Below are 24,341 nucleotides of genomic sequence, written 5' to 3'. Positions count from 1 at the left end.
CAAACGAAATCAGGCCGCCGTAGCAGCCTTTTTTTGCTTTTAGGTCGCAAAATGCGAGATAGCACCCGGCTCAGATAGCGTCCAGCCCGGATTCTCCGGTTCTGATCCGGATCGCTTCTTCGACATTGGAGACGAAGATTTTGCCGTCGCCGATGCGGCCGGTCTGGGCGGCGCGGCGGATGGCGTCGATCGCTTTCTCGACCAAATCGTCGCCGATCACGATCTCGATTTTGACCTTGGGCAGGAAGTCCACGATGTATTCCGCGCCCCGGTAGAGTTCGGCGTGACCCTTCTGCCGGCCGAAACCCTTGGCTTCGGTGACCGTGATGCCCTGCAATCCCACTTCTTGAAGCGCCTCCTTCACCTCGTCGAGCTTGAATGGCTTGATGATGGCTTCGATTTTTTTCACTGAGCGCCTCCCGGGCATTTCAAAACTTCTGAGTGCAGTTAGTTTAAACGTCGCCGCGTGGCGCTGTCTGTTCGATCCTTCGGTCCGGCAAGTCACCGGAAACGCTCACGATTGTCGCTGATGATGACGATCCTGAGCCGGCTTCCTCGCCGGCTTCCTCAAAAGCAGGGTCTATGCCAAGTTGTTAACGTGTCCGATTTCGGAATGTTATCAGACTTTTAACAGGCAACCGGCGGAGGTCGAGGCGGGTGCTGCATCATACTGCGGCCTATCAAATAGGCAAACAGGTCAATTCGCGTGCAATTGACGCCGGGCAGGCCATTTGCGGGGCGGCATGTGCCTCTGGAAAAGGCGGTTGGATCGAGGATTCGGCATGGAAGTTCTGACTACGACTGAGATGGAGCGCGCCGATCGGCTGACCATTGCCGCCGGCACGCCCGGCTTCGCACTGATGATGAGCGCCGGGCAAGCGGTTGCGGAAGCCGCGATGGATCTGGTCGGGGAGGGGGCGATCGTCGTGGTCGCCGGACGCGGCAACAATGGCGGCGACGGTTTTGTGGCGGCGGCCGAGCTTGCGGCGCGCGGCCGCGAGGTTTCGGTGATCCTGTTGTGCGAGCGCGACAGCCTGCAGGGCGATGCGGCGCTGGCCGCGAAGGGCTGGAAATTCCCGGTGCTGCCGTTCAATCCGCAGGCGATCGGCAAGCCGGCGCTGATCATCGACGCCCTGTTCGGCGCCGGCCTGAACCGGCCGGTGAAGGGCGAACCGCATGAGATGATCGAGGCGATCAACGCCAATGGTGCGCCGGTTCTGGCCGTCGATCTGCCGAGCGGGATCAACGGAACCTCGGGCGCCGTCATGGGCGTTGCCATCAACGCCGCGGAGACAGTGACGTTCTTCCGCCGCAAGCCGGCGCATCTGTTGCTGCCGGGGAGGATGCATTGCGGCCGGGTGCGGGTGGCCGATATCGGCATCGAGGCGCAGGTGCTCGACGAGATCCGGCCGCAGACCTTTGAGAACATTCCGCCAGCTTGGCAAAGATCCTTTCCGGTGCCGCGGATCGACGGCCACAAATACGCGCGGGGCCATGCGGTGGTCGTCTCCGGCGACATCGTGTCGACCGGCGCGGCGCGGCTGTCGGCGCGCGGGAGCTTACGCGCCGGTGCCGGATTGGTCACCCTGGCCTCGCCGCGCGAGGCGCTGCCGGTCAACGCCGCGGCGCTGACCGCGGTGATGGTTCGCGCGGTCGATACCGTGGTCGAATTCGCCGAATTGTTGAACGACAGGCGCTTCAACGCCTGCGTGATCGGGCCGGGCGCCGGGGTCGGGGGCCGCACGCGCGATCTCGTCCACACCGCGCTCTCGGCGAAACGGTCCCTCGTGCTCGATGCCGACGCGCTGACCAGTTTTGCCGAAGCGCCGGATCGCCTGTTCGAAGCGATCAGACAGTCCGACGATCCGCAGGTGGTGCTCACCCCGCACGAAGGCGAGTTTCCGCGGCTGTTCAGCGATAGCAGCAACAAGCATCCCAACCGCTCAAAACTCGAACGGGTGCGCGACGCCGCCCAGCGATCCCTTGCGGTCGTGCTGCTGAAGGGCCCGGATACGGTGGGTGGCGTCGCCGGATGGGCGCGCGACCATCGCCAGCAATGCGCCGCCCTGGCTCGCCACCGCCGGCGCCGGCGACGTGCTGGCTGGAATCATCGCCGGGCTGTTGGCGCAAGGCGTAGCGGCCTTCGAGGCCGCCAGCATCGGCGTCTGGATGCATGGTGAGGCCGCGCGTGAAGCTGGTCCCGGCCTGATCGCAGAAGATCTGCCGGAGGTATTGCCCGCGGTATTCCGGCGGCTCTATGACGAGTTCGGGATTGAGTATTAGGCTGCTCTACCCATCCTCCTGAACTACCTCTGGACGCGCCGGTAAGGCGATGCGCTATCCGACGAGATTTTTCGCAACAGCGCTCTCGTTCCATTCGATCCCGAGCCCGGGACCGCGCGCGGTGACCGCGCCATCGATGATCTCGGCCGGCTTCACCAGGATCGCGCCGGCAAAATCGAGGAACTCGAGCCAGTGCGCGGTCGGCGTCACCGCGAGCATGTGAGCGCTCGCCTCGGCGAACAGATGGCTCGACATCGGAATGGATGCCGCGTCGGCCTGGCCCGCGACCTGAAGCCAGCCGGTGACGCCGCCGACCTTCATCAGATCGGGCATGATGAAATCGCTTGCGCCGGCTGCGATCGCTTCCGCAAAGCCGCGAGGAAACCACCAATTCTCGCCGGCCTGGATCGGCGTCGGCGAGGTCTCGCGCACTTTTGCGTGACCCGACAGGTTTTCCTGCGGCACCGGTTCCTCGATCCAGTGCAGATCGTAGGGTGCCAGCCGCGCGATACGGCGGGTCGCTTCAGCCGGATCGAGCGACTGGTTGAAGTCGATCATCAGCGCGATGTCAGGGCCGAGCAGGGCGCGCACGCCCTTGACCACCCGCTCGTCATCGGCGGCATCTCCGTCGCCGCCCTTGATCTTGATGCCGCGAAAACCCTGGTCGAGCGAGCGCCGCAGCGCCTTCTCATCGGCGACGGGATCGACCACGCCATAGCTGTCATAGGCCTTGATCGGCCTTGGCGATCCGCCGAGCAACTCGGCCAATGGCCGACCCGCGATCTGGCCGAGCGCGTCCCAACAGGCCATGTCGAGGCCGGACACGGCCATGCCGACCAGGCCCTGCCAGCCGAGCAGCCGGAATTTTGCGTCCATCGCCTTCATCAGATCATACGGCGCGACGGGTTTGCCGGTCAGTTCGCGCCCGATCTCCTCAATCAGATGGACCAGCGGCTTCAGCGTCATTCTGGTGTAGGCAAAGATGTAGGAACGGCCGGTAACGCCTTGATCGGTTTCGGCATCGATCAGGACCAGCGGGCCCACATCGATCACGCCGAACGCAGTCTTCACGGGGCGCTTGAGCGGCACGACGAGCGCTCTTGCTTTGATGCTTCGGATCGCTGGGACTGATTTGCTCATATTCGTTCCCTCACTCCACACTGTACCATCGCACCAGGCGCGGCGCCGCCCAGTCGGTCGCAACGGATTCGATCAGCCAGCGTCCGGCATATTCGGCCAAAAAGGCGACACGCTGGGTCTGGCCGGGTTCGATCGCCAGCGTATCCAGCCAGAACGGCTTCCAGCCATCGTCGAGCCGATCGAGCAGCCTAAAATGGTGGCCGTGGAGGTGGAACACGGTGGCGATGTCTGCGCGGTTGGTCAGGGCCAGCACCACTGTGCGGCCAGTCTTGGCCCGGAAGGCGGGCGGGGCGGAGGCTGCGAAGTTGACCGGTTTGACCCAGTCGGTCGCGGGAGCGCCGAGTGGCATCTCGAAGCGCTGGGCGTTCCTGAGGTCGAGCTGCGCCGGCCGACCGTTGGAGGGCAGCGACGGGGCTGGGGGAAGCGGGGCGGACCGGATCGGCGGTTCGTTCGAGACGATCAGCTTGCCGATCGGGCGGGCCTCTTTTCCATCATGCAGGAGAATCGATGACGTGGTGCCCTCTGGCGCGGTTGCATCGACGAAGGCGTCGACCCTGCCGCCTGGCGCCAGCACCAATGCCCCGTTGCGGGCCTGGAACGGCTCCGCCGGCTGGCCATCGAGGGCCATGACGCGAACGTCGACATTTTCGAATTTTATAGCAAAAGCAGACCGATGGCAGGCATTGATGAGGCGAAACCTGAGACGCTCATTCGATCTCGCCACCAGTTCCAGCGATGTCATGCCGTTGACGGTGAAGACCGGCGAGGTGTCTTTGGGATCGGCGCCAGGCGCGATCGCGGTGCCGTCGGTGCGGGCCCGCCATTCTTCGATCAACAGCACCTCCTCGCGATCGACCGCGACGGCCTCGTTTTCTCCGATCACCAGTGCCCGCGCCTGCGATGGTCGCCCCGCTGCGTCGCCCAACAGGCTGAGATCGCACAGGTAGGTGCCGGCATGTCGGAGCGAGATTTGAAAGGTGTCCTTGGCCCCCGCCACGACGGGGGGCCGGGCGATCAGCGACTCGGCGCTGGGAACGCCATCGATTCCGCGCCAATTGAGGACCGCTGGTACCGGCAGTTCGTTCCCGAACGCGATTTCGACGGTGTCGCCGCGCTTGAACCTGAGATCAGGCGGTCCCAGCGACCAGACCGGTGTGTTCGGCCCGCCGGGTCGAAGCGCGATGCCGCCTTCCTTTGCCTGGAGGGCCAGCGATGAGCGCCGTTGCGCAAAGCCGATGGAGGGAAGCGCCGGGATCAGGGCCGTGGCCCCCAATCCGGCGATCAGCTCACGTCGATCCAGAGGAAATTTGGGGCTTGCCATCCGACCGATGCGGACCATTTTCTTACTGATCTGTCCAGCTGTAACGAGTTGGCCCGGGCAGCTCAAAAAGGGCCATTTTTTTGCTGCGAACGGATTGGCCCATGTTATAAGCCCGCCGCCCGCGGCTTCGCGGCCGGATATGATGCTATCAGCCAGCGGGCGTGGCGGAACTGGTAGACGCGCTGGATTTAGGTTCCAGTGACGAAAGTTGTGGGGGTTCGAGTCCCTCCGCCCGCACCAAGCGCTTTCAGCGTTTGCCTGAAGAATACTGGAGGGCCAACTTCCCCCTTGGGGATGCGGGTCAGCCGAACCACCGGCGCAGGCATTAGCCGCGCGTCGACCAATTGGACACTGCCGCGGCCAAAAGGCCCGGCGAAAGCGGAAGAAGATGGACGCCATGCAGGTCACCGAAACCCTCGCCGAGGGATTGAAGCACGAGTTCAAGATCAGCGTTCCCGCCTGCGACCTCGATGCCAAGGCGGGCGCCAAGCTGGTCGACCTCAAGGACAAGGTCCGTCTCAACGGTTTCCGTCCCGGCAAGGTGCCGGTCAGCCATCTGAAGAAGGTCTATGGCCGCTCTGTCATGGCCGAGACCATCGACCAGACCATCCGCGACACCAACACCCAGATATTCACCGATCGCGGCTTTCGCCTTGCGACCGAGCCCAAGATCACCATGCCGACCGAGCAAAAAGAGGTCGAGGAATTGCTCGCGGGCAAGTCCGACCTGACCTACACGGTTGCGATCGAGGTGGTGCCGACGATCCAGCTCGCCGATTTCAAGAGCTTTTCGGTCGAGAAGCCGGTGGTCGAAGTGACCGATGCCGACATCGATGAAGCCATCAAGCGCATCGCCGACCAGAGCCGGCCCTATAACGCCAAGGACGAGGGTGCCAAGGCCGAAAACGGCGACCGCGTCACCATCAGCTTCAAGGGCACCATCGACGGCGTGCCGTTCGACGGCGGCACCGGCGAGGGCATCCAGGTCGTGATCGGCGCCGGCCAGTTCATACCGGGCTTCGAAGAGCAGCTGATCGGCATCGCCGCCAACGAGACCCGTAACCTGAAGGTTTCCTTCCCCAAGAACTACGCCAGCGAAAAGCTCGCTGGCCAGCCCGCCGAATTCGAAACCACGGCAACGGCGATCGAAGCGCCCGACGAGACCAAGATCGACGACGAGTTCGCCAAGACGCTCGGCCTCGAATCGCTCGACAAGCTGAAGGAAGCCGCGCGCGAGCGGCTGGTGGCGGAATTCGCCGGTGCGACCCGCCAGCGCGTCAAGCGCTCGCTGCTCGACCGTCTCGACGACAGCCACCGGTTCGAGGCGCCGCCGTCGCTGATCGAGGAAGAATTCAACCTGATGTGGAATTCGATCAAGGCCGAGATGGAGTCCTCCGGCAAGACCTTCGCCGACGAGAACACCACCGAAGAGGCGGCCAAGGAAGAGTACCACAAGATCGCTGATCGAAGGGTCCGGCTCGGGCTTGTGCTGTCGGAGATCGGCGAGAAGAACAAGATCACCGTCACCGACGATGAGGTCAGCCGCGCGGTGATCGAACGGGCGCGCCAGATGCCCGGCCGCGAAAAGGAAGTCTGGGACTACTATCGCAACAATGCCAATGCGCTGGCCCAGCTTCGTGCGCCTATTTATGAAGACAAGGTGGTCGATTTCATCCTCGAACTCGCCAACGTGACCGAAAAGAAGGTGACGCGCGAAGACCTGTTCAAGGACGACGATGCCGAGAAAACTGCCGCCTGACCTGCAGGGCGTTAATGTCTTGCCGGCGTTAAGGTTGAGAAGCGAAAGCGGCTTCGCGGCGGCATCCGTCGCTATGAGTCCGCCTGCGAATCGGCTTGAACTTGTCTAATCGTGCTCGCCATTGCCCGGCCTTGTGGCCGGGAAATTGGCTCATATCTGTGAGCTCTGTTCTTGAAGTCCTGCATCACGGGACGTTCGTCCGCGCCCGGCACACCATGCCAAACCTTGCCGATGGATGTTCGCCCCCCGCCAACCGTCTACTAACCTTTGGGTGACTAATGCGCGATCCCGTTGAAACCTACATGAACCTCGTTCCGATGGTGGTCGAGCAGACCAACCGCGGTGAACGCGCGTACGATATTTTCTCGCGCCTTCTGAAGGAGCGCATCATCTTCGTGACCGGACCGATCGAGGACGGCATGGCGACCCTGGTGGTCGCGCAGTTGCTGTTCCTCGAAGCCGAGAATCCGAAGAAGGAAATCTCGATGTACATCAACTCGCCCGGTGGCGTCGTGACATCGGGCCTTGCGATGTACGATACGATGCAGTTCATCCGTCCGCCGGTCTCGACGCTTTGCACGGGGCAGGCGGCGTCGGCCGGTTCGCTGCTGTTGTGCGCGGGCGCCAAGGACATGCGGTTCTCGCTGCCGAATTCCCGCATCATGGTGCATCAGCCCTCCGGCGGCTTCCAGGGCCAGGCCACCGACATTCTGCTGCACGCGCAGGAAATCCAGAACATCAAGCGCCGGCTGAACGAGATCTACGTCAAGCACACCGGGCAGTCCTACCAGATGATCGAGGACTCACTGGAGCGCGATCGCTTCCTGACCGCGGAACAGGCCCGTGAATTCGGCCTGGTCGACAAGGTGATCGACAAGCGCGCGGAAGACCTGGCCGTCGCCAAGACCTCGTAGAAGAGCCCGTAATGATACGGGGCGGCCTGAAGCGTTGACGTCGACGGCTGACGTAATCGGCAAATTTGGCCGTCGGCGGCGTGCTTATGCCCCGGCATGGGCAGAAAGTTCCGCTTTCGTGCTGGTTTTGCGGCGTTGCAAACGCGCAACGCTTTGGCGATTTCGACAACTTCTCCCCGTGCGAATGCCGGAAATCACGGTATTGTCACGGTGTCCGATCCGCGCCCGGTTAGCGAATTCTTGATAGTCGGGTGCCAGCATGGTTGGCTGTCAGGGATCGGATATGATCGTGGGAGATTCCAATAAGCCGTGATTCGCACGGCGTGTATTGAGTAGGGTCTTTTTTGGTACGGAATTTGCTCTATCTATATTCATGTCCGGTTTGGTGCCGGAATGGGTCGATCGAGCGACTGGATCGAACGGCGGACGGAGATAAGAATGAGTAAGGTCGGCACGAGCGACTCCAAGAACACGCTTTATTGCTCGTTCTGTGGCAAGAGCCAGCACGAAGTCCGCAAATTGATCGCGGGTCCCACCGTGTTCATCTGCGACGAATGCGTTGAACTGTGCATGGACATCATCCGCGAGGAGAACAAGTCCTCGCTGGTCAAGTCGCGCGACGGCATTCCGACGCCGAAGGAAATCTGCAAGGTCCTCGACGATTATGTGATCGGCCAGAGCCACGCCAAGAAGGTGCTCTCGGTCGCCGTCCACAATCACTACAAGCGGCTCAATCACCAGACCAAGCACAACGACGTCGAGCTGGCGAAGTCGAACATCCTGCTGATCGGTCCGACCGGTTCGGGCAAGACGCTGCTGGCTCAGACGCTGGCGCGGATTCTCGACGTGCCGTTCACGATGGCGGATGCGACCACGCTGACCGAAGCCGGCTATGTTGGTGAGGACGTCGAGAACATCATCCTGAAGCTGTTGCAGTCGGCCGACTACAATGTCGAGCGCGCGCAGCGCGGCATTGTCTATATCGACGAAATCGACAAGATCAGCCGCAAGTCCGACAACCCGTCGATCACCCGCGACGTGTCGGGCGAGGGCGTGCAGCAGGCGCTGCTGAAGATCATGGAAGGCACGGTTGCATCCGTGCCGCCGCAGGGCGGCCGCAAGCATCCGCAGCAGGAATTCCTGCAGGTCGACACCACCAATATCCTCTTCATCTGCGGCGGCGCCTTCTCAGGGTTGGAGAAGATCATCTCCGCGCGCGGACGTTCGACCTCGATCGGCTTCGCGGCCCAGGTGCTCGCGCCGGAAGATCGCCGCACCGGCGAAATCTTCCGCCACGTCGAGCCGGAAGACTTGCTGAAGTACGGCCTGATCCCGGAATTCGTCGGCCGCCTGCCGGTGGTCGCGACGCTGGAAGATCTCGACGAAGCTTCGCTGAAGAAGATCCTGACCGATCCGAAGAACGCGCTGGTCAAGCAGTACCAGCGGCTGTTCGAAATGGAGAACATCGAGCTGACCTTCGCCGACGAGGCGCTTGGCGCGGTCGCCCGCAGGGCGATCGAGCGCAAGACCGGCGCACGTGGACTGCGCTCGATCCTGGAAAGCATCCTGCTCGAGACCATGTTCGATCTTCCGGGCCTGGAAGGCGTCGAAGAGGTCGTGATCTCGCGCGAAGTGGTCGAGGGAACTGCCCGTCCGCTCTACATCTACGCGGACCGTTCCGACCGTGCCGTCGAGAGCAGCGCCAGCGCCTGATTGCGCATAGCTGCCCTCGCATTTGTATCGCGATTGACGCGGCTGCCGGACGTTCCGGCGGCGGGTATGGCGCAGGTATTTCCTCGCGTTTGGCGGCGGCTGACGGGCATTTTTCCGTGACTTGACACCCCCGTACCCGATAGCCACCTAATGCTGACGGTGGCGAAAATCGCGTTCGAGATTCGTCGCAGAATCGATCCGGAACAACAGGCTGCGAAGCCTGCGGCAACGGACCTCCCGGCGCCTTGTGGCGGTTGCGCAAGCGAAGCGGACTGCGTGCAAGGGGGCACAACAAAAGGAATAGGCCATGACCACCCCGAAACCCCGGCCATCGATCGTTCACGGCGAAAGCCATTCTTATCCGGTGCTGCCGCTCCGCGATATCGTCGTTTTCCCGCACATGATCGTGCCGCTGTTCGTCGGCCGCGAGAAGTCGATCCGCGCACTCGAAGAAGTCATGAAGAATGACGCGCTGATCCTGCTCGCGACGCAGAAGAATGCGTCCGACGATGATCCGAGTCCGGAGTCGATTTACGAGACCGGCACACTCGCAAGCGTGCTGCAGCTGCTCAAATTGCCCGATGGCACCGTGAAGGTGCTGGTGGAAGGGCTCGAGCGCGCGCGCGTGCAGAAATATTCCGACCGCACCGAGTACTATGAAGCCACCGCGGTCGCGCTCGCCGATACCGATGCCAATTCGGTCGAGGCCGAAGCCCTGGCGCGCTCGGTCGTGTCCGACTTCGAGAGCTATGTGAAGCTCAACAAGAAGATCTCGGCCGAAGCCGTCGGCGTGGTCCAGGCGATCACGGATTTCGCCAAGCTCGGCGATAACGTCGCCGGCCATCTCGCCGTCAAGATCGCCGACCGCCAGGCCATCCTGGAAACGCTGTCCGTCACCGCGCGCCTGGAGAAGGTGCTGGGGCTGATGGAGAGCGAGATCTCGGTGCTGCAGGTCGAGAAGCGCATCCGCTCGCGCGTCAAGCGCCAGATGGAGAAGACCCAGCGCGAATATTATCTGAACGAGCAGATGAAGGCGATCCAGAAGGAACTCGGCGACGACGAAGGTCGCGACGAGCTCGCCGATCTGGAAGAGAAGATTGCCAAGACCAAGCTGTCGAAGGAAGCCCGCGAGAAGGCGCAGCATGAGTTGAAGAAGCTGCGCCAGATGTCGCCGATGTCCGCGGAAGCGACCGTCGTGCGCAACTATCTCGACTGGCTGCTGTCGATTCCGTGGAACAAGAAGTCCAAGGTCAAGAAGGATCTCGAGGCGGCGCAGGCTGTGCTCGATAACGATCACTACGGACTTGAGAAGGTCAAGGACCGCATCGTCGAGTATCTCGCGGTGCAGTCGCGCGCCAACAAGCTGACCGGACCGATCCTGTGCCTGGTCGGGCCTCCCGGCGTTGGCAAGACCTCGCTCGGCAAGTCGATCGCGAAGGCGACCGGCCGTGAGTTCGTGCGCGTCTCTCTCGGCGGCGTGCGCGACGAGGCCGAAATCCGCGGTCACCGCCGCACCTATATCGGCTCGATGCCCGGCAAGATCATCCAGTCGATGCGCAAGGCGAAGACCTCGAATCCGCTGTTCCTGCTGGACGAGATCGACAAGATGGGCGCCGACTTCCGCGGCGATCCGTCATCGGCGTTGCTCGAGGTTCTGGACCCCGAGCAGAACGGGACCTTCAACGACCACTATCTGGAGGTCGACTACGATCTGTCCCACGTGATGTTCATCACGACCGCGAATACGCTGAATATTCCAGGTCCCCTGATGGACCGCATGGAGATCATCCGGATCGCGGGCTATACCGAGAACGAGAAGGTCGAGATCGCGCGCAAGCACCTGATCCCGAACGCGGTCTCCAAGCATGGCCTCGATTCCAAGGAATGGTCGATCGACGACGATGCGTTGCTGTTGATGATCCGCCGCTACACCCGCGAAGCGGGCGTGCGTAATCTGGAGCGTGAGCTGTCGACACTGGCCCGCAAGGCGGTGAAGGAGCTGATGATCTCCAAGAAGAAGTCGGTCAAGGTCACCGAGAAGTCCCTCGAGGAGTTTCTCGGCGTGCCGAAGTACCGCTACGGCGAGATCGAGAGCGAGCCTCAGGTCGGCATTGTGACGGGTCTTGCCTGGACCGATGTCGGTGGAGAGCTGCTCACCATCGAAGGCGTCATGATGCCCGGCAAGGGCAAGATGACGGTCACGGGCAATCTGCGCGACGTGATGAAGGAGTCGATCTCGGCGGCGGCGTCCTATGTCCGCTCGCGGGCGATCGTCTACGGCATCGAGCCGCCGCTGTTCGACCGCCGCGACATCCACGTCCACGTGCCGGAGGGGGCGACCCCGAAGGACGGACCGTCGGCGGGCGTCGCGATGGCCACCGCCATCATCTCGGTCATGACCGGCATTCCGGTCCGGCACGATGTCGCCATGACCGGCGAGATCACCCTGAGAGGGCGCGTGCTGCCGATCGGCGGGCTGAAGGAGAAGCTGCTGGCCGCCGCGCGCGGCGGCATCAAGACGGTGCTGATCCCCGAGGACAACGCCAAGGATCTCACGGAGATTTCCGATGCGATCAAGGGCGGTATGGACATCATCCCGGTCGCTCGCCTCGACGACGTCGTCTCCAAGGCGCTGGTACGCGCCCCGGTGCCGATCGTCTGGGAAGAGGACACCAAGGTGCCGGTCAAGCCGGACGCCGGCGACGAAGCCGCCGGTGGCCTGACGGCGCACTGACCAGAGCCAATCGAGCAAGACCTTCTCGAGAATGATAAAACGGCGCCTTCGGGCGCCGTTTTTTTTGTGCGTCTCGTTCGAGCCGCCGCTGGAGTTGAGCGATGAAGATCGATGGACGATGTCATTGCAGCGCTGTGAGGTATGAGGCCGAGATCGATCCGCAGCAGGTCTCGATCTGTCACTGCACGGACTGCCAGACGCTGACCGGATCGCCCTACCGGGTGACGGTGATCTGCTCCGCTGAGCAAGTCCGGATGACGGGACAGCCGCCGAAAATCTACGCCAAGACCGGCGACAACGGCCGGACGCGTTTTCAGCACTTCTGTGGCGCGTGCGGTTCCCCGCTATTCACCAGCGGCGAGGGCGGGCCCGATGATTGGGGAATTCGCTGGGGCAGCATCCGCCAGCGCGACCAATTGATGCCGACGCGCCAGATCTGGTGCCGGTCGGCGGTGCCATGGATCAACGATCTCAAGGGGTTGCCCGGTCGGCCGACCGACTGAGGAATGGTATCCGACCTTGCACCAAGGGGGTCCCCAAGGCTAAACACAGGGCGAGGGCGGCTAGCTCAGCTGGTTAGAGCATCTCGTTTACACCGAGAGGGTCGGCGGTTCGAATCCGTCGCCGCCTACCAGCCTTCGCGCTGCGCGCTACGGCTCGGCGAGCCGGAGCGCACAGCGTGAGGGCTGTCGCGCCGGAGTTCGAAGAGCGAAGGCGGACCGACAGCGAGTATCCATCAATGGACATCCCCACAGGCCATGAACAAAACGCCGACCAGATTGCTTACTGGAACGGTCCGGGCGGCCAGCGCTGGGCTAATCGGCAGCAGGCGCAGGACGTCGTGCTGGCGCCGATCGCCGACCTTCTGATCGATCGCGCCAGGGCTAAGGCCGGCGAACGGGTCATCGATGTTGGCTGTGGCAGTGGCGCCACGACGATTGCATTCGCACGAAAGGTCGCGCCATCGGGGCATGCCTTCGGCGTCGACATATCAGGCCCGATGCTGGCGCGGGCGCGGGAGAGTGCGCCCAAGGAACTGCCGGTCGAGTTCGTCCTGGCGGACGCGACGGTCTATCCATTTGATCCCCAGAGTTTCGATCTTTTGGCTTCCCGGTTCGGCGTGATGTTCTTCGCCGACCCTGCGCTGTCGTTTGCGAATATGCGAAAAGCGCTGCGGCCGTCGGGCCGGCTGGCGTTCGCCTGCTGGCGCGAGCCGCGCGAAAATCCGTTCTTCATGGCGCCGCTTCAGGCCGTCTACAAACACGTTCCAAAACTGCCGCCGCAGGGACCGGAAGATCCCGGGCCGTTCGCGTTTGCCTCGGAGGCGCGCGTCCACCGCATTCTCGGCGAAGCCGGTTTCACCGGGATCGCAATGGAGCCGTGCAATCTGGCGCTCGATGTCGCGATCGGACGCGGCATCGATGCGGCGGTGCAGGGTGCGCTCGAGATCGGTCCGGCCAGCCGCGCGCTGGAAGGCCACCCCGACGACGTTCGTGCCGCCGCGACGAATTCGATCCGCGAGGCGCTTGCGGTGTATGCCAAGGGCGAGAGCGTGCCGCTTCCGGCGTCGATCTGGATCGTGACGGCGCGGGCCGGCTAGATCTGGGATGGGGTCAGGTTGGGACCTGACTCGCAGCACTTGGCGCCGTGTCCAGGTGAGAGGTGATTTGATACCTCATTCGCGGGCCGTTCTACTTTACTTTGCATGGGGTTGTTTTCGCAATTTTGTATCTGGGCAATTGAATCGAACATGTGCGCATCGCGGGATCACGCCCGCTCTTCCCAGATCATCGCCAGATGCACGATGGTGTCGGCGGCCTTTTCCATGTCCTGCACGCTCACCCATTCCAGCCGCGAATGGAACGCGTGCTCGCCGGCAAAGATGTTGGGGCAGGGCAGTCCCATGAACGACAGACGCGAACCGTCGGTGCCGCCGCGGATCGAGCTGCGCACCGGCGTCAATCCCGCGCGGCGGATCGCCTCGATGGCGTAGTCGACGATCTCGGGGTGAGCGTCGATCACCTGCTTCATGTTGCGGTATTGCTGCTTGACCTCCATCCTGTAGGTCGAGCGCGGATAGGCCTTCATCACATCCTTGACGATGCCTTCGAGCAGCGCCTCTTTTTCCTTCAGGCCTTCGTCGGTGAAATCGCGCACGATGAAGCCGACCGTCGCCTTCTCCAGCGCGCCGGAAATGCCGATCGGGTGCAGAAAGCCTTGGTTGCCCTCGGTGGTTTCCGGCGAGCAGGTGTCTTTCGGCAGGCGGTCGACAATCGCGGCCGCGATCTTGATCGCGTGCTCCATCTTGCCCTTGGCAAAACCTGGATGGGTAGAGACGCCCTCGATCGTGATGGTGGCGCCGTCGGCGGAAAAGGTCTCGTCCTCGATATTCCCGGCGGTTTCGCCGTCCATCGTATAGGCGAAGTCGGCGCCGAGCTTTTTCAGATCCACCTTGTCGACGCCGCGGCCGATCTCCTCGTCGGGCGTGAACAGGATCTTGATGGTGCCGTGCTTGATTTGCGGATTGCGGATCAGGAACTGCGCCGCATCCATGATCTCGGCGAGCCCGGCCTTGTTGTCGGCGCCCAACAGCGTGGTGCCGTCCGTGGTGACGATGTCGTTGCCGATCTGGTCGGCGAGCGCCGGATGCTCGGCGGCGCGGATCACTTGCGTGGAATCGGCCGGCAGCACGATGTCGCCGCCGCGATAGTTCCGCACGATCTGCGGCTTGACGTCTTTCCCGGTGCAGTCCGGCGAGGTGTCCATATGCGAGCAGAAGCAGATCACCGGCACCTGCTTGTCGGTATTCGCAGGAATCGTCGCGTAGACGTAGCCGTGCGCGTCGAGATGGGCGTCACGCAGTCCCATCGCCTGCAATTCGGACGCGAGCAGGCGGCCCAGATCCTTTTGCTTCTCGGTGGAAGGGCAGGTCGGTGAGTCCGCTTCCGACTGGGTGTCGATCACGACATAGCGCAGGAAACGTTCGGTGACGGTATGCGTGAAAGAGAGCGACGAAGCCGACATGATGACCGGAGCAAACTGAGAAACGGGAGGGCTCTATAGCAGAAAAGCGCCATTCCGGGGCCGCTTGACGAGCCGGAATGGCGCTTCACGTCGGGAACAGAAAAGGCGTCTTAGACGGCTTCCTTGAGTTCCTTGGCCGCACGGAAGGCGACCTTCTTGCTGGCCTTGATGTGGATCGCTTCGCCGGTGGCGGGGTTGCGGCCCATGCGGGCGGCGCGCTTGCGGACCTGGAGGATGCCGAGGCCGACGATGCGGATGCGCTCGCCCTTCTTCAGGTGCTTGGTGATCATGGTGACCACGTCGCTCAGGATGGACTCGGCCTGCTTCTTCGACAGTTCCTGATCCTCGGCGATCGCCGCCGCCAGGTGCTTCAGCGTAACGGTGGCTGGGGTCGCTGCTTTCTTCGCCATATCTGGCCCTCCTCGTGGTTGATGGCTTGGAACGTTTTCGAGCGGAGTGGGTACCGGTTCGCGCGCGTAAAACACGTCAAATGGAGGCCTGGTGCCAAGGTTCTGATGCAATCAGAACGGAGCGGACGCCAGGAAACCAAGACGTATCAGGCCTTAAATGATTCGGGTGGCGACTGACTACGCTGATTTGCCTGAAAATAGGCCATTATTTGCATCGACGTCGCAAAAAGGCCCGGATAGCGCGGGGATTCGCAACGTCCTTGACTAAGGAGGGGCAGGCCTTTATGCCCTCCCTTCTGCGCGGATCAGTGTCTGATTTCGGCATCCGCGGGAGTAGCTCAGTTGGTTAGAGCGCCGCCCTGTCACGGCGGAGGCCGCGGGTTCGAGTCCCGTCTCTCGCGCCATTTTATCAATGGCTTAGGTCCCGATGGCTTAGTTCCACTCTGCCAACACCGCCCAACAAAAAGGCCGCCCGCAGGCGGCCGTTTTTATTTCAACCAGGTCTGGATGGTTTAGCGGATGGTCGAAACATCCGAGCTCGTCACCACCACCGGCTTGCCCGCCTTCATGACGTGGGTGCTCTGGGCGGTCTGGGTGAAATCCGCGTTGGAGCGGGCCGAGATACCAAAACCCGCCACCGCGATGCCAGCCACGAGGGCGACGACCACGATCTTCAGGTGGGTCGAACGGTCCGCTGAATGAATTGAGTGGTTCATGTGATGCCTCCGAGGCGTCTATGCGCCGTCTGTTGGCGACGGTGTACGCCCGGTCTGTTTCGGGATGGTTTCGTGGTTTCCGCAAAATGGTTTCGTGGATCGGCTGGATCGGTTTCGTCCCCGGCTTGCGGCGGAGGCCGGTTCGGCTGAAACTGCGGCCAGGCGCGGTACCGTGCCTGGGAGAAAAACAATAATGAAAACAACGACGATCACCCGCCGGGGTCTGCTGGGTGCGGCTTCCGCCGCTTGGGCCACCACCATCTTCGGCAAGCCGGCCCAAGCGGCGGCCGAGTTCGACTTCAAGCTCGGCGTTAATACGCCGGAAACCCATCCCTTGACGATTCGCCTGACCGAAGCGGCCAAGGCGATCGGCGCGCAGTCGTCCGGGCGGCTGAACGTCACGGTGTTCGCCAACAGCCAGCTCGGCGGCGATCCCGAAATGCTGTCGCAGCTCCGCGCCGGCGGCATCGAGCTGCTGGCGGCGCCAAGTCTCACACTGTCCACGCTGGTGCCGCTGTCGGGCCTGCCGAGCGTCGGCTTCGCGTTCGGGTCCTATGACCAGGTCTGGGCGGCGATGGATGGCGGCGTCGGCGACGTCGTCCGCGAGGCCATCGGCAAGACCGGGCTCGTGTCGATGAAGAAGATCTGGGACAACGGCTTTCGCCAGATCACCTCGTCATCAAGCCGGCAGCTCACCAGCGTCGAGGACCTCAAAGGCTTCAAGATCCGCGTTCCCGTGACCGCGCTGCTGACGTCGCTGTTCTCGGGGCTCGGCGCGCTGCCGTCGAGCATCAGCTACAGCGAACTCTACTCCGCCTTGCAGACCCACATCATCGAAGGCCAGGAAAACCCGCTGGCGCAGGTCTCGACCGGCAAGCTCTACGAGGTGCAGAAATACTGTGCGCTGTCGAACCATTGCTGGAGCGGCTACTGGATCGTCGGCAATCGCCGCGCGCTATCGGCCCTGCCGCCGGATTTGCTCGAAATCATCAACAGCCATTTCGACGCCGCGGCGATCAAGGAGCGCGCCGATCTATTGGAGATGGAGCGCTCGCTGCAGGCCGAACTCACCGGCAAAGGCATGACCTTCAACAAACCCGATCCCGTGCAGTTCAGGGCGGCGCTGGTAAAGGCCGGCTTCTACGCGCAGTGGCAGAAGACTTATGGCGCGGAAGCCTGGGCTGCGCTGGAGAAATATACGGGGCGGCTGACCTGAGACGGTCAGGCCGCCCGCAGGATATCGGCGCGGATCGTCCGCGCCGCCCACACGAAGAGCAGCGCGCCGAGCGTAGTCGTCACAGCGGCTGACAGCAGCGAGTAACGCACGGCATTGGCGCCGTAGTCGTTCTTCAGCGCGTCGTTGATCGCGCCGACCACCAGCGGGCCGACGCCCTGGCCAAAGCAGGTCGCGGTCAGCGCGATGATCGCGGAAGCCAGCGCCCGCATGCTGGGGCGCGCGACGGTCTGCGCGATCGCAAAGATCGGCCCGAGGTGAAAGCCGACCAGGAACGAGGTCGCCGCCAATGCCGCGACCATCGTTGCAAAATCGTTGGTCAGCATGCACACGGCAAACACCGGGCCGGCGAGGCCCGACGTGATCGCCGGCGCCCATAATTTCCAGCGGTCGTCGCGGCGGCTGATCTGGGCCACCACGAGGCCGCCGATCAGGGTACCCGCCATTCCGGCAAGGCCCTTGAAGGTGCCGGCATAGGTGCCGATCTCGGCGCTGGATAGATGATGTACGCGCGCCAGGAACGGCGGGATCCACGCCGCCGTCGCATAGTTGGTGTAGGTCGTGAGGCAAAAGCCGATCAGCACGATGACAAAACTTTGCTGCGAGGCGAGGAAGCCGAGCGTCGGCCCGATCGGCTCCGGCGTGAACGTCTCCGCCATCGCGCCGCGCTTGGGCTCCGATATCGTCAGCCACAGCACGGCGGCGAGGGCGACGCCGGGCATGCCGGCGGTGAAGAACGCCATCCGCCAGCCGTAGTGCTGGTTGACATAGCCGCCGATGAAATAGCCGAGGAAAATCCCGAGATAGGTGCCGATGGCGTAGATGCCGAGCGCGCGCGGCCGTTCGTTCTTGTTGAAGAGATCGGCAACGATCGATTGCGAGGCCGGGGAGCCCGCGGATTCGCCGATGCCAACCCCGATCCGCGCCAGCGTCAGCGTGGTCACGGTTTGCGCCATGCCGCACAGGAACGTCATCGCGCTCCAGAAGGCGAACGCGATGGCTACGATATTGCGCCGGTTAAGCCGGTCGGCGAGGCGCGCGATGGGGATGCCGAGCAGCGAATAGAACAGCACGAAGCCGAAACCCGCCAGCAGGCCCATCGTGGTGTCGCTGAGCGTGAATTCCTTTTTGATCGGCTCGATCAGGACGTTGAAGATGGTGCGGTCGAGGAAATTCAGCGCGTAGACGATCGTGAGCACGCCGAGCACGTAGTATCGCCGGGTGGAGGGCTTTGCGACGACATCCGCTGGCGCAGCCACCTGCGGCGCGAGATCGACCATGGTTTCCCCTCGATTTATGTTCTTGAGTCGGGCGTTTTGTCTCACGCCTCGCGAATGAAATTACCCGCCTCGAATTCGACCGGCGGCCCGTTCGGCTCGAACGAAACGCCGATCGGATCGCGCCCGGCGGCCATGGCGTCGAGCTGGTCGCCCAGCATGCGCCGGATCATCAGGATGCCGCGGTCGCTCTGGCCGAAATGCTCGTCGGAATGCAGTGTAACCGGCCCTTGGCCGGTCTGGGCCTCGTAGTCGCCGGGGAATTGCTGGTGTTCCTGCTCGGTCATGTCCCACCAGAATTTTCCGTTGAACTTTGAGCGCATCCGCCCGATGTCGCCGGTATTCTTCACCCGGCCGGCGACGTAGATGCGGAACGAGGTGTCGTCGATCGGCAAGGTCCAGCCGATCGATTCGACGCGGGCGAAATGCGCGACGCGGGGATTGGGCACCACGCGCAAGGTGGGGAGGACGGCTTCGGTTACCCGGTAGAACACCTTGCCGTCGTCCTGACGGCGGATCGAGCGCACGGTGACGCCGCGCGGCGACATCTCGAACTTCACCTCGGGCATCGAGGCCATCATGTCAGTGAATTGCGGCCCGCTGAACGAGCCGTGCAGCACCGGAACATGGTAGGGATCGACCACGTTCTCGAAATGCTGCAGCCAGTTGCAGGGGATGACGGCCGGGCCGCCGCCGCCGATCGATGAATCGTCGGCCTCGACGAACTCGCCGTCGTCCATCCTCTCCAGACACTCGTAGCGCGGCAGCGCCGGCTTCTTCTCGGCCGGGCCCATATAGGCGAAGATCAGCCCGTACAACTCCTGCACGGGGTACCAGGGCTGGCGCACCTTGTCCTTGAACTGGCCGTCGTCGGGCTCGCATGGCCCTCGGTATCGAATTTCCAGCCGTGGTAGCAGCAGCGGATGCCGTCTTCCTCGACCTTGCCGTAATAGAGCGTGGTGCCGCGGTGGCAGCAGCGGGCGTGCAGCAGGCCGACCCGGGCGTGCTTGTCGCGGAAAAGCACCAGATCCTCGCCGAGCACGCGCACTTTTCTGGGGATATCGGTGGCATCGGTCACCAGACCGACGGGGTGCCAGTAGCGCCGGAGCAGTTCGCCCATCGGCGTGCCGCGGCCGACCGACGTCAGTTCGGTCCGCGTCGTGGATGGCTTCATGGCGTAGGCGGTGCCGAGGTCGCGATCCCGCTGGGTGATATTCACTGCCGTTTCCTCCCGCCACGGCTTGGCGCCGCGGTCGTTTGATGTCTTGGGCAAAATGAAACGCAGATCGATGACAATGTCAACGATCTCGCTAAAACCTTGGCAGGCGCAAGCTTTGTTGGCAGAGCTTGGTTATGAGCCAGAAACCGAAGAGGGCGGACCCGCCTCGGCCGGGCGCCGCCGGCGACGCGGAATTGGCGCCGATCACGGCGATGATGTCGTCGCGGCTGATGGTGCTCGCCAACCTGCTCAAGCGCGGCGCGATCCTGCGTTACAAGCGCCTTGCCGGTCTTTCGTCGGTGGAATTCGGCCTGGTCGCCTCGCTCGGGCGCCATCCGCCGATGAGCGTGGTCCGGTTGGCGGAGGCCGTCGGCATGGACAAGGGGCAGATCAGCCGGGCGCTGGCTGGACTGGTGTCGCGCAAGCTGGTCGCCAAGGCGGTCAACCCGAAGGATAACCGGGAGACCCTGGTTTGCCTGACCAAGGCAGGTCTCGCCGCGCATGACGCGATCGTGACGGGTGCCCAGGAGCGCAACCGGCGCCTGCTGGAACAATTGAGCCAGGACGATCTGGATTTGCTGCTCGGGCATATCGATCGCCTGACCGAGAGGGCTGCCCAAATGCTCGCCGCCGAGAAAGATTTGAACTGACGCGCCGCCCGGAATCCGGGCACCTAATGGCCGGCAATGCGTTGGTTTGTGGAGGCCGGAACGCGCCGCTTTTTCGGGTTATCCCGGTGCGGGAAAGGCGGGCAGACCGTCAAAATAGCTTGTCTTGCGCCCTCTGTTGCGCTGCGCTAAGCCTCAAGAATAATTCCAATCAACGAATCTGCGGCGCTCCGAAACCGCAGGAAAAGGCCCCGCCGATGACCGGCATCCTGCAGAATTACCTTCCGCTTGTGGTGTTTATCGGCGTCGCAAGCCTGATCGGTCTGGCGCTCCTGATTGCCCCGTTCCTCGTCGCGTTCCAGCAGCCGGATCCGGAAAAGCTCTCCGCCTATGAATGCGGATTCAACGCTTTTGACGATGCCCGCATGAAGTTCGACGTCCGCTTCTATCTGGTGGCGATCCTCTTCATCATCTTCGACCTCGAAGTGGCGTTCCTGTTCCCGTGGGCGGTCGCGTTCGGAAAGCTCGGCGCCACCGGCTTCTGGTCGATGATCGTTTTCCTCGCCGTCCTCACCGTCGGCTTTGCCTATGAATGGAAGAAAGGCGCGCTCGAATGGGATTGAGCCCCGCAGCCACCGCGCAGGGAACGTCTCCGGTGATCGCACCGGCAGCGACCGGCATTTTGGATCCCTCCACCGGCAAGCCGGTCGGCGCTACCGATCCGTACTTCCGCGAGGTCAATCACGAACTCTCCGACAAGGGCTTCTTCGTCGCCGCGACCGACGATCTGATCACCTGGGCGCGCACCGGCTCGCTGATGTGGATGACCTTCGGTCTGGCCTGCTGCGCGGTCGAGATGATGCAGGTGTCGATGCCGCGCTATGACGTCGAGCGCTTCGGTTTCGCGCCGCGCGCTTCGCCGCGGCAGTCCGACGTGATGATCGTCGCGGGCACGCTGACCAACAAGATGGCGCCGGCCTTGCGCAAGGTCTACGACCAGATGCCGGAGCCGCGCTACGTGATCTCGATGGGGTCGTGCGCCAATGGCGGCGGCTACTATCACTATTCCTACTCGGTGGTGCGCGGCTGCGACCGCATCGTGCCGATCGACATCTACGTGCCCGGCTGCCCGCCGACGGCGGAAGCGCTGCTCTACGGCGTTTTGCTGTTGCAGAAGAAGATCCGGCGCACCGGCACCATCGAACGCTAAGGTTTTAGGTAATGGACGACGGCAAGCTCGACGCCTTGGGGCAGACGATCGTTAGCGCGCTTCCGGGCGCTGCGAGTGCGCACTCGGTCGCGTTCAATCAGCTCACGGTCACCGTGGATGCGACCATGATCGTCGAGGTCGTCAAGTTCCTGCGCGACGATCCCGGCTGCCGTTTCGTCAGCATCATCGACGTCACCGCGGTGGATTATCCCGGGCGCGAAAAACGCTTCGACGTGATCTACCACTTTCTGTCGCCGACGCTGAACGAACGTATCCGGCTGCGTGCCGAAGCCGACGAGACCACGCAGGTGCCGTCGATCATCGACGTGTTTCCCGGCGCCGACTGGTTCGAGCGCGAATGCTACGACCTCTATGGCGTGATCTTCACCGGCCATCCGGACATGCGGCGGCTGCTGACCGATTACGGCTTTGACGGCCATCCGCTGCGCAAGGACTTTCCGCTCACCGGCTTCGTCGAGGTCCGCTACGACGACCAGGAGAAGCGGGTGCTGTACGAGCCGGTCCGCCTCAACCAGGAATTCCGCAAATTCGATTTTCTCTCTCCGTGGGAAGGCGCGGACTATCCGCTGCCCGGCGATGAGAAGGCGGGACCGAAGGCCTGACCATGAACGAACAGAACCTCCGTAATTTCACCATCAATTTCGGACCGCAGCATCCAGCGGCGCACGGCGTTTTGCGTCTCGTGCTCGAACTCGATGGTGAGGTCGTGGCGCGGGTCGATCCGCATATCGGGCTCTTGCATCGCGGCACCGAAAAGCTGATCGAGCAGAAAACCTATCTGCAGGCGATCCCGTATTTCGACCGGCTCGACTACGTCGCGCCGATGAACCAGGAGCACGCGTTCTGTCTCGCGGCCGAAAAGCTGCTCGGCATTACCGTGCCGCGCCGTGGCCAATTGATCCGCGTTCTCTACTGCGAGATCGGCCGCATCCTGTCGCACCTGCTCAACGTCACCACGCAGGCGATGGACGTCGGCGCGCTGACCCCGCCTTTGTGGGGCTTTGAAGAGCGCGAAAAGCTGATGGTGTTTTACGAGCGCGCTTCGGGCTCACGCATGCATGCGGCCTATTTCCGCATCGGCGGCGTGCACCAGGACCTGCCGCCAAAGCTGATCGACGATATCGAGGCCTGGTGCGACCCGTTCCTGCAGGTCGTCGCCGATCTCGAAACCCTGCTCACCGGCAACCGCATCTTCAAGCAGCGCAACGTCGACATCGGCGTGGTCTCGCTCAAGCAGGCCTGGGAGTGGGGCTTCTCCGGCGTGATGGTGCGCGGCTCGGGTGCTGCCTGGGATCTGCGCAAGGCGCAGCCTTACGAATGCTACGCCGAGATGGATTTCGACATTCCGGTCGGCAAGAACGGCGATTGCTACGACCGCTACTGCATCCGCATGGAAGAGATGCGCCAGTCGGTGCGCATCATGAAGCAGTGCATCGCCAAGCTGCGCGCGCCGGATGGCCAGGGCCCGGTCGTCGTCGAGGACAACAAGATCGCGCCGCCGCGCCGTGGCGAGATGAAGCGCTCGATGGAAGCGCTGATCCATCACTTCAAGCTCTATACCGAAGGCGTCCACGTGCCGGCCGGCGAGGTCTACGCCGCGGTCGAGGCGCCGAAGGGCGAGTTCGGCGTCTATCTGGTCGCCGACGGCTCCAACAAGCCCTACAAGTGCAAGATCCGGGCGCCGGGCTTTGCGCATTTGCAGGCGATGGATCACATCTGCCGCGGCCATCTCCTGGCCGACGTCTCCGCCATTCTCGGCTCGCTCGACATCGTGTTCGGAGAGGTCGACCGGTGATGGCGCAGGCGCCCATCCAGTTCGATCGCGCTTCAGGGGCTCTCGAAGGAGCCAACCTGTGGGAGCGGACGGCTGCGCTGGCGCTGTCGACCGGGTCGAAGATCGCGTCGCATTTTTCGCATCGCGGCTACAACATTTGCGCCAATCTGTTGCGCAGGACGCTGCCCGAGCGCGATATCGACATCAAGCTCAATTCGGACGCGAGTTTCGCGTTTCCCTATGGCGACGGTTACTGGAGCAAGCTGCTCAACCGCACCTTCTGCTATGAAAACGAACTGGAATTGCTGTTCCAGGATTCCGCCGATGTCGACTACACGCTGCTCGATTGCGGCGCCAATTACGGCTACTGGTCGGTATTGGTGTCGAGCGCGCCCTATGGTTCGCACAAGGCGATCGCGATCGAGCCGTCGTCACAGAATTTCGCCAAGCTCGCGAACAACGCCAAAATCAACGGCAATCGCTTCGAAGTCATGAAGTGCGCGATCGGCGTAGCGCGTGGCACCGCGCGGCTGTCCGGCACCAAGCATGAGGCTCTATCGATCGCTGGCGACGCCGCGGGCGGCGAGGAAGTGCCGGTCATCGCGCTCGATAATCTGCTGGACGACGGCAAGATAGCGGTCGGCGGAAAATTCCTGATCAAGCTCGACGTCGAAGGCGTCGAGATCGAGGCCATGAAGGGCGGTGCGCGCCTGCTGCAGGGCGACAGCGTCATCCTGTGCGAAGAGCACGGCAATGACCCGCAGCATACCGTATCGCGCTATATCCTCGAACAGACCCCGCTGAAGCTGATCGTGTACGATCCGCGCAGCAATCGCCTTGAAGCCGTAAGCGACCTCTCGATCCTCGATCGCATCAAGGTTTCATCCCACGTCGGCTACAACGTGTTCGGCACCGCAAGCGCATTCTGGCTCAACCGGATCAATGCGCTGAATGCGAACGCCGCGCGCCGTGCGCAATGAGAGA

The 24,341-nt window shown here is 62.9% G+C and carries 20 protein-coding genes, 3 tRNA genes and 2 pseudogenes; 17 read left to right on the top strand and 8 right to left on the bottom strand.

Translation table 11 applies throughout. The features are described 5' to 3' along the window. Window positions 1-70: 70 nt before the first annotated feature. On the bottom strand, window positions 71-409 hold the full coding sequence (locus V1289_RS48030; RefSeq protein WP_334406797.1) for a P-II family nitrogen regulator: 339 nt from the start codon (window positions 407-409) through the stop codon (window positions 71-73). A gap of 373 nt (window positions 410-782) precedes the next feature. On the opposite strand from V1289_RS48030, the pseudogene V1289_RS48025 reads away from it, so the two are divergent. Further along, window positions 783-2,283: pseudogene (locus V1289_RS48025) on the top strand (NAD(P)H-hydrate dehydratase). A 54-nt stretch (window positions 2,284-2,337) separates the two neighbouring features. On the opposite strand, the gene V1289_RS48020 reads toward V1289_RS48025, so the two are convergent. Beyond that, on the bottom strand, window positions 2,338-3,423 hold the full coding sequence (locus tag V1289_RS48020; RefSeq protein WP_334406795.1) for an enolase C-terminal domain-like protein: 1,086 nt from the start codon (window positions 3,421-3,423) through the stop codon (window positions 2,338-2,340). A gap of 10 nt (window positions 3,424-3,433) precedes the next feature. Continuing rightward, complete coding sequence (locus V1289_RS48015) at window positions 3,434-4,744, bottom strand: multicopper oxidase family protein (protein WP_334406793.1); 1,311 nt, start codon at window positions 4,742-4,744, stop codon at window positions 3,434-3,436. A gap of 155 nt (window positions 4,745-4,899) precedes the next feature. Between V1289_RS48015 and V1289_RS48010 the strand changes: the two genes are divergently transcribed. The 8 genes from V1289_RS48010 to V1289_RS47975 all read left to right on the top strand — a co-directional run bounded on the left by V1289_RS48010 (window position 4,900) and on the right by V1289_RS47975 (window position 13,464). Beyond that, a tRNA-Leu gene (locus V1289_RS48010) sits at window positions 4,900-4,984 on the top strand. A 157-nt stretch (window positions 4,985-5,141) separates the two neighbouring features. Continuing rightward, window positions 5,142-6,503 carry a trigger factor gene (gene tig, locus V1289_RS48005; RefSeq protein ID WP_334406791.1) on the top strand — a complete coding sequence of 454 codons (1,362 nt, stop codon included), beginning with the start codon at window positions 5,142-5,144 and terminating at the stop codon, window positions 6,501-6,503. Between the two features lie 278 nt (window positions 6,504-6,781). Further along, window positions 6,782-7,417 carry an ATP-dependent Clp protease proteolytic subunit gene (locus V1289_RS48000; RefSeq protein ID WP_074276460.1) on the top strand — a complete coding sequence of 212 codons (636 nt, stop codon included), beginning with the start codon at window positions 6,782-6,784 and terminating at the stop codon, window positions 7,415-7,417. A gap of 438 nt (window positions 7,418-7,855) precedes the next feature. After that, window positions 7,856-9,130 (top strand): ATP-dependent Clp protease ATP-binding subunit ClpX, encoded by a 1,275-nt coding sequence (gene clpX, locus V1289_RS47995; RefSeq protein WP_044542438.1) that lies wholly within the window; start codon window positions 7,856-7,858, stop codon window positions 9,128-9,130. 307 nt (window positions 9,131-9,437) lie between these two features. Then, window positions 9,438-11,864: an endopeptidase La gene (gene lon / locus V1289_RS47990; RefSeq protein WP_309177295.1), complete on the top strand. Its 2,427-nt coding sequence runs from the start codon at window positions 9,438-9,440 to the stop codon at window positions 11,862-11,864. 101 nt (window positions 11,865-11,965) lie between these two features. Beyond that, complete coding sequence (locus V1289_RS47985) at window positions 11,966-12,367, top strand: GFA family protein (RefSeq protein ID WP_334406774.1); 402 nt, start codon at window positions 11,966-11,968, stop codon at window positions 12,365-12,367. A gap of 54 nt (window positions 12,368-12,421) precedes the next feature. Then, window positions 12,422-12,498: transfer RNA gene (locus V1289_RS47980), tRNA-Val, on the top strand. A gap of 105 nt (window positions 12,499-12,603) precedes the next feature. Continuing rightward, a complete protein-coding gene (locus V1289_RS47975) occupies window positions 12,604-13,464 on the top strand; it encodes a class I SAM-dependent methyltransferase (RefSeq protein WP_334406769.1) in 861 nt (286 codons plus the stop codon). 167 nt (window positions 13,465-13,631) lie between these two features. Here the strand turns inward: V1289_RS47975 and pepT are convergent, their stop codons facing one another. Both pepT and V1289_RS47965 read right to left on the bottom strand, forming a co-directional pair. Beyond that, a complete protein-coding gene (gene pepT / locus V1289_RS47970) occupies window positions 13,632-14,888 on the bottom strand; it encodes a peptidase T (RefSeq protein WP_334406767.1) in 1,257 nt (418 codons plus the stop codon). Between the two features lie 110 nt (window positions 14,889-14,998). Beyond that, the gene (locus V1289_RS47965; RefSeq protein WP_074276476.1) at window positions 14,999-15,298 is read right to left on the bottom strand and encodes an HU family DNA-binding protein; all 300 of its coding nucleotides are present in this window, start codon (window positions 15,296-15,298) and stop codon (window positions 14,999-15,001) included. Between the two features lie 327 nt (window positions 15,299-15,625). On the opposite strand from V1289_RS47965, the gene V1289_RS47960 reads away from it, so the two are divergent. After that, a tRNA-Asp gene (locus V1289_RS47960) sits at window positions 15,626-15,702 on the top strand. Window positions 15,703-15,810: 108 nt separating this feature from the next. On the opposite strand, the gene V1289_RS47955 is transcribed toward V1289_RS47960, so the two are convergent. Next, entirely contained in the window at window positions 15,811-16,014 is a 204-nt protein-coding gene (locus tag V1289_RS47955; RefSeq protein ID WP_334406765.1) for a hypothetical protein, read from the bottom strand. Between the two features lie 193 nt (window positions 16,015-16,207). Here V1289_RS47955 and V1289_RS47950 point away from each other — a divergent pair, with 193 nt between their 5' ends. Further along, window positions 16,208-17,230, top strand: a complete 1,023-nt coding sequence (locus tag V1289_RS47950) for a TRAP transporter substrate-binding protein (protein WP_334406763.1) — start codon at window positions 16,208-16,210, stop codon at window positions 17,228-17,230. 5 nt (window positions 17,231-17,235) lie between these two features. On the opposite strand, the gene V1289_RS47945 is transcribed toward V1289_RS47950, so the two are convergent. Beyond that, complete coding sequence (locus V1289_RS47945) at window positions 17,236-18,528, bottom strand: spinster family MFS transporter (RefSeq protein WP_334406761.1); 1,293 nt, start codon at window positions 18,526-18,528, stop codon at window positions 17,236-17,238. 41 nt (window positions 18,529-18,569) lie between these two features. Beyond that, window positions 18,570-19,744: pseudogene (locus V1289_RS47940) on the bottom strand (Rieske 2Fe-2S domain-containing protein). 134 nt (window positions 19,745-19,878) lie between these two features. Here V1289_RS47940 and V1289_RS47935 point away from each other — a divergent pair. The 6 genes from V1289_RS47935 (at window position 19,879) to V1289_RS47910 (ending at window position 24,337) form a co-directional block, all read left to right on the top strand. After that, the gene (locus V1289_RS47935; protein ID WP_334406759.1) at window positions 19,879-20,394 is read left to right on the top strand and encodes a MarR family winged helix-turn-helix transcriptional regulator; all 516 of its coding nucleotides are present in this window, start codon (window positions 19,879-19,881) and stop codon (window positions 20,392-20,394) included. Window positions 20,395-20,609: 215 nt separating this feature from the next. Continuing rightward, window positions 20,610-20,975: an NADH-quinone oxidoreductase subunit A gene (locus tag V1289_RS47930; protein WP_291560365.1), complete on the top strand. Its 366-nt coding sequence runs from the start codon at window positions 20,610-20,612 to the stop codon at window positions 20,973-20,975. Beyond that, the gene (locus V1289_RS47925; RefSeq protein ID WP_334406755.1) at window positions 20,966-21,562 is read left to right on the top strand and encodes a NuoB/complex I 20 kDa subunit family protein; all 597 of its coding nucleotides are present in this window, start codon (window positions 20,966-20,968) and stop codon (window positions 21,560-21,562) included. Before V1289_RS47930 ends, V1289_RS47925 begins: the two co-directional genes overlap by 10 nt. A gap of 11 nt (window positions 21,563-21,573) precedes the next feature. Then, a complete protein-coding gene (locus V1289_RS47920) occupies window positions 21,574-22,185 on the top strand; it encodes an NADH-quinone oxidoreductase subunit C (RefSeq protein WP_334406753.1) in 612 nt (203 codons plus the stop codon). 2 nt (window positions 22,186-22,187) lie between these two features. Continuing rightward, entirely contained in the window at window positions 22,188-23,378 is a 1,191-nt protein-coding gene (locus tag V1289_RS47915) for an NADH-quinone oxidoreductase subunit D (RefSeq protein ID WP_334406751.1), read from the top strand. Further along, window positions 23,378-24,337, top strand: coding sequence for an FkbM family methyltransferase (locus tag V1289_RS47910; RefSeq protein WP_334406749.1), 960 nt, complete (start codon window positions 23,378-23,380; stop codon window positions 24,335-24,337). Before V1289_RS47915 ends, V1289_RS47910 begins: the two co-directional genes overlap by 1 nt. The last annotated feature ends 4 nt before the right edge of the window (window positions 24,338-24,341 follow it).

The sequence above is a fragment of the Bradyrhizobium sp. AZCC 2289 genome (assembly GCF_036924615.1).
Classification (GTDB): domain Bacteria; phylum Pseudomonadota; class Alphaproteobacteria; order Rhizobiales; family Xanthobacteraceae; genus Bradyrhizobium.
The sequence above is the reverse complement of the archived record's forward strand: the minus strand, read 5'-3'. Positions and strand labels throughout refer to the sequence as shown.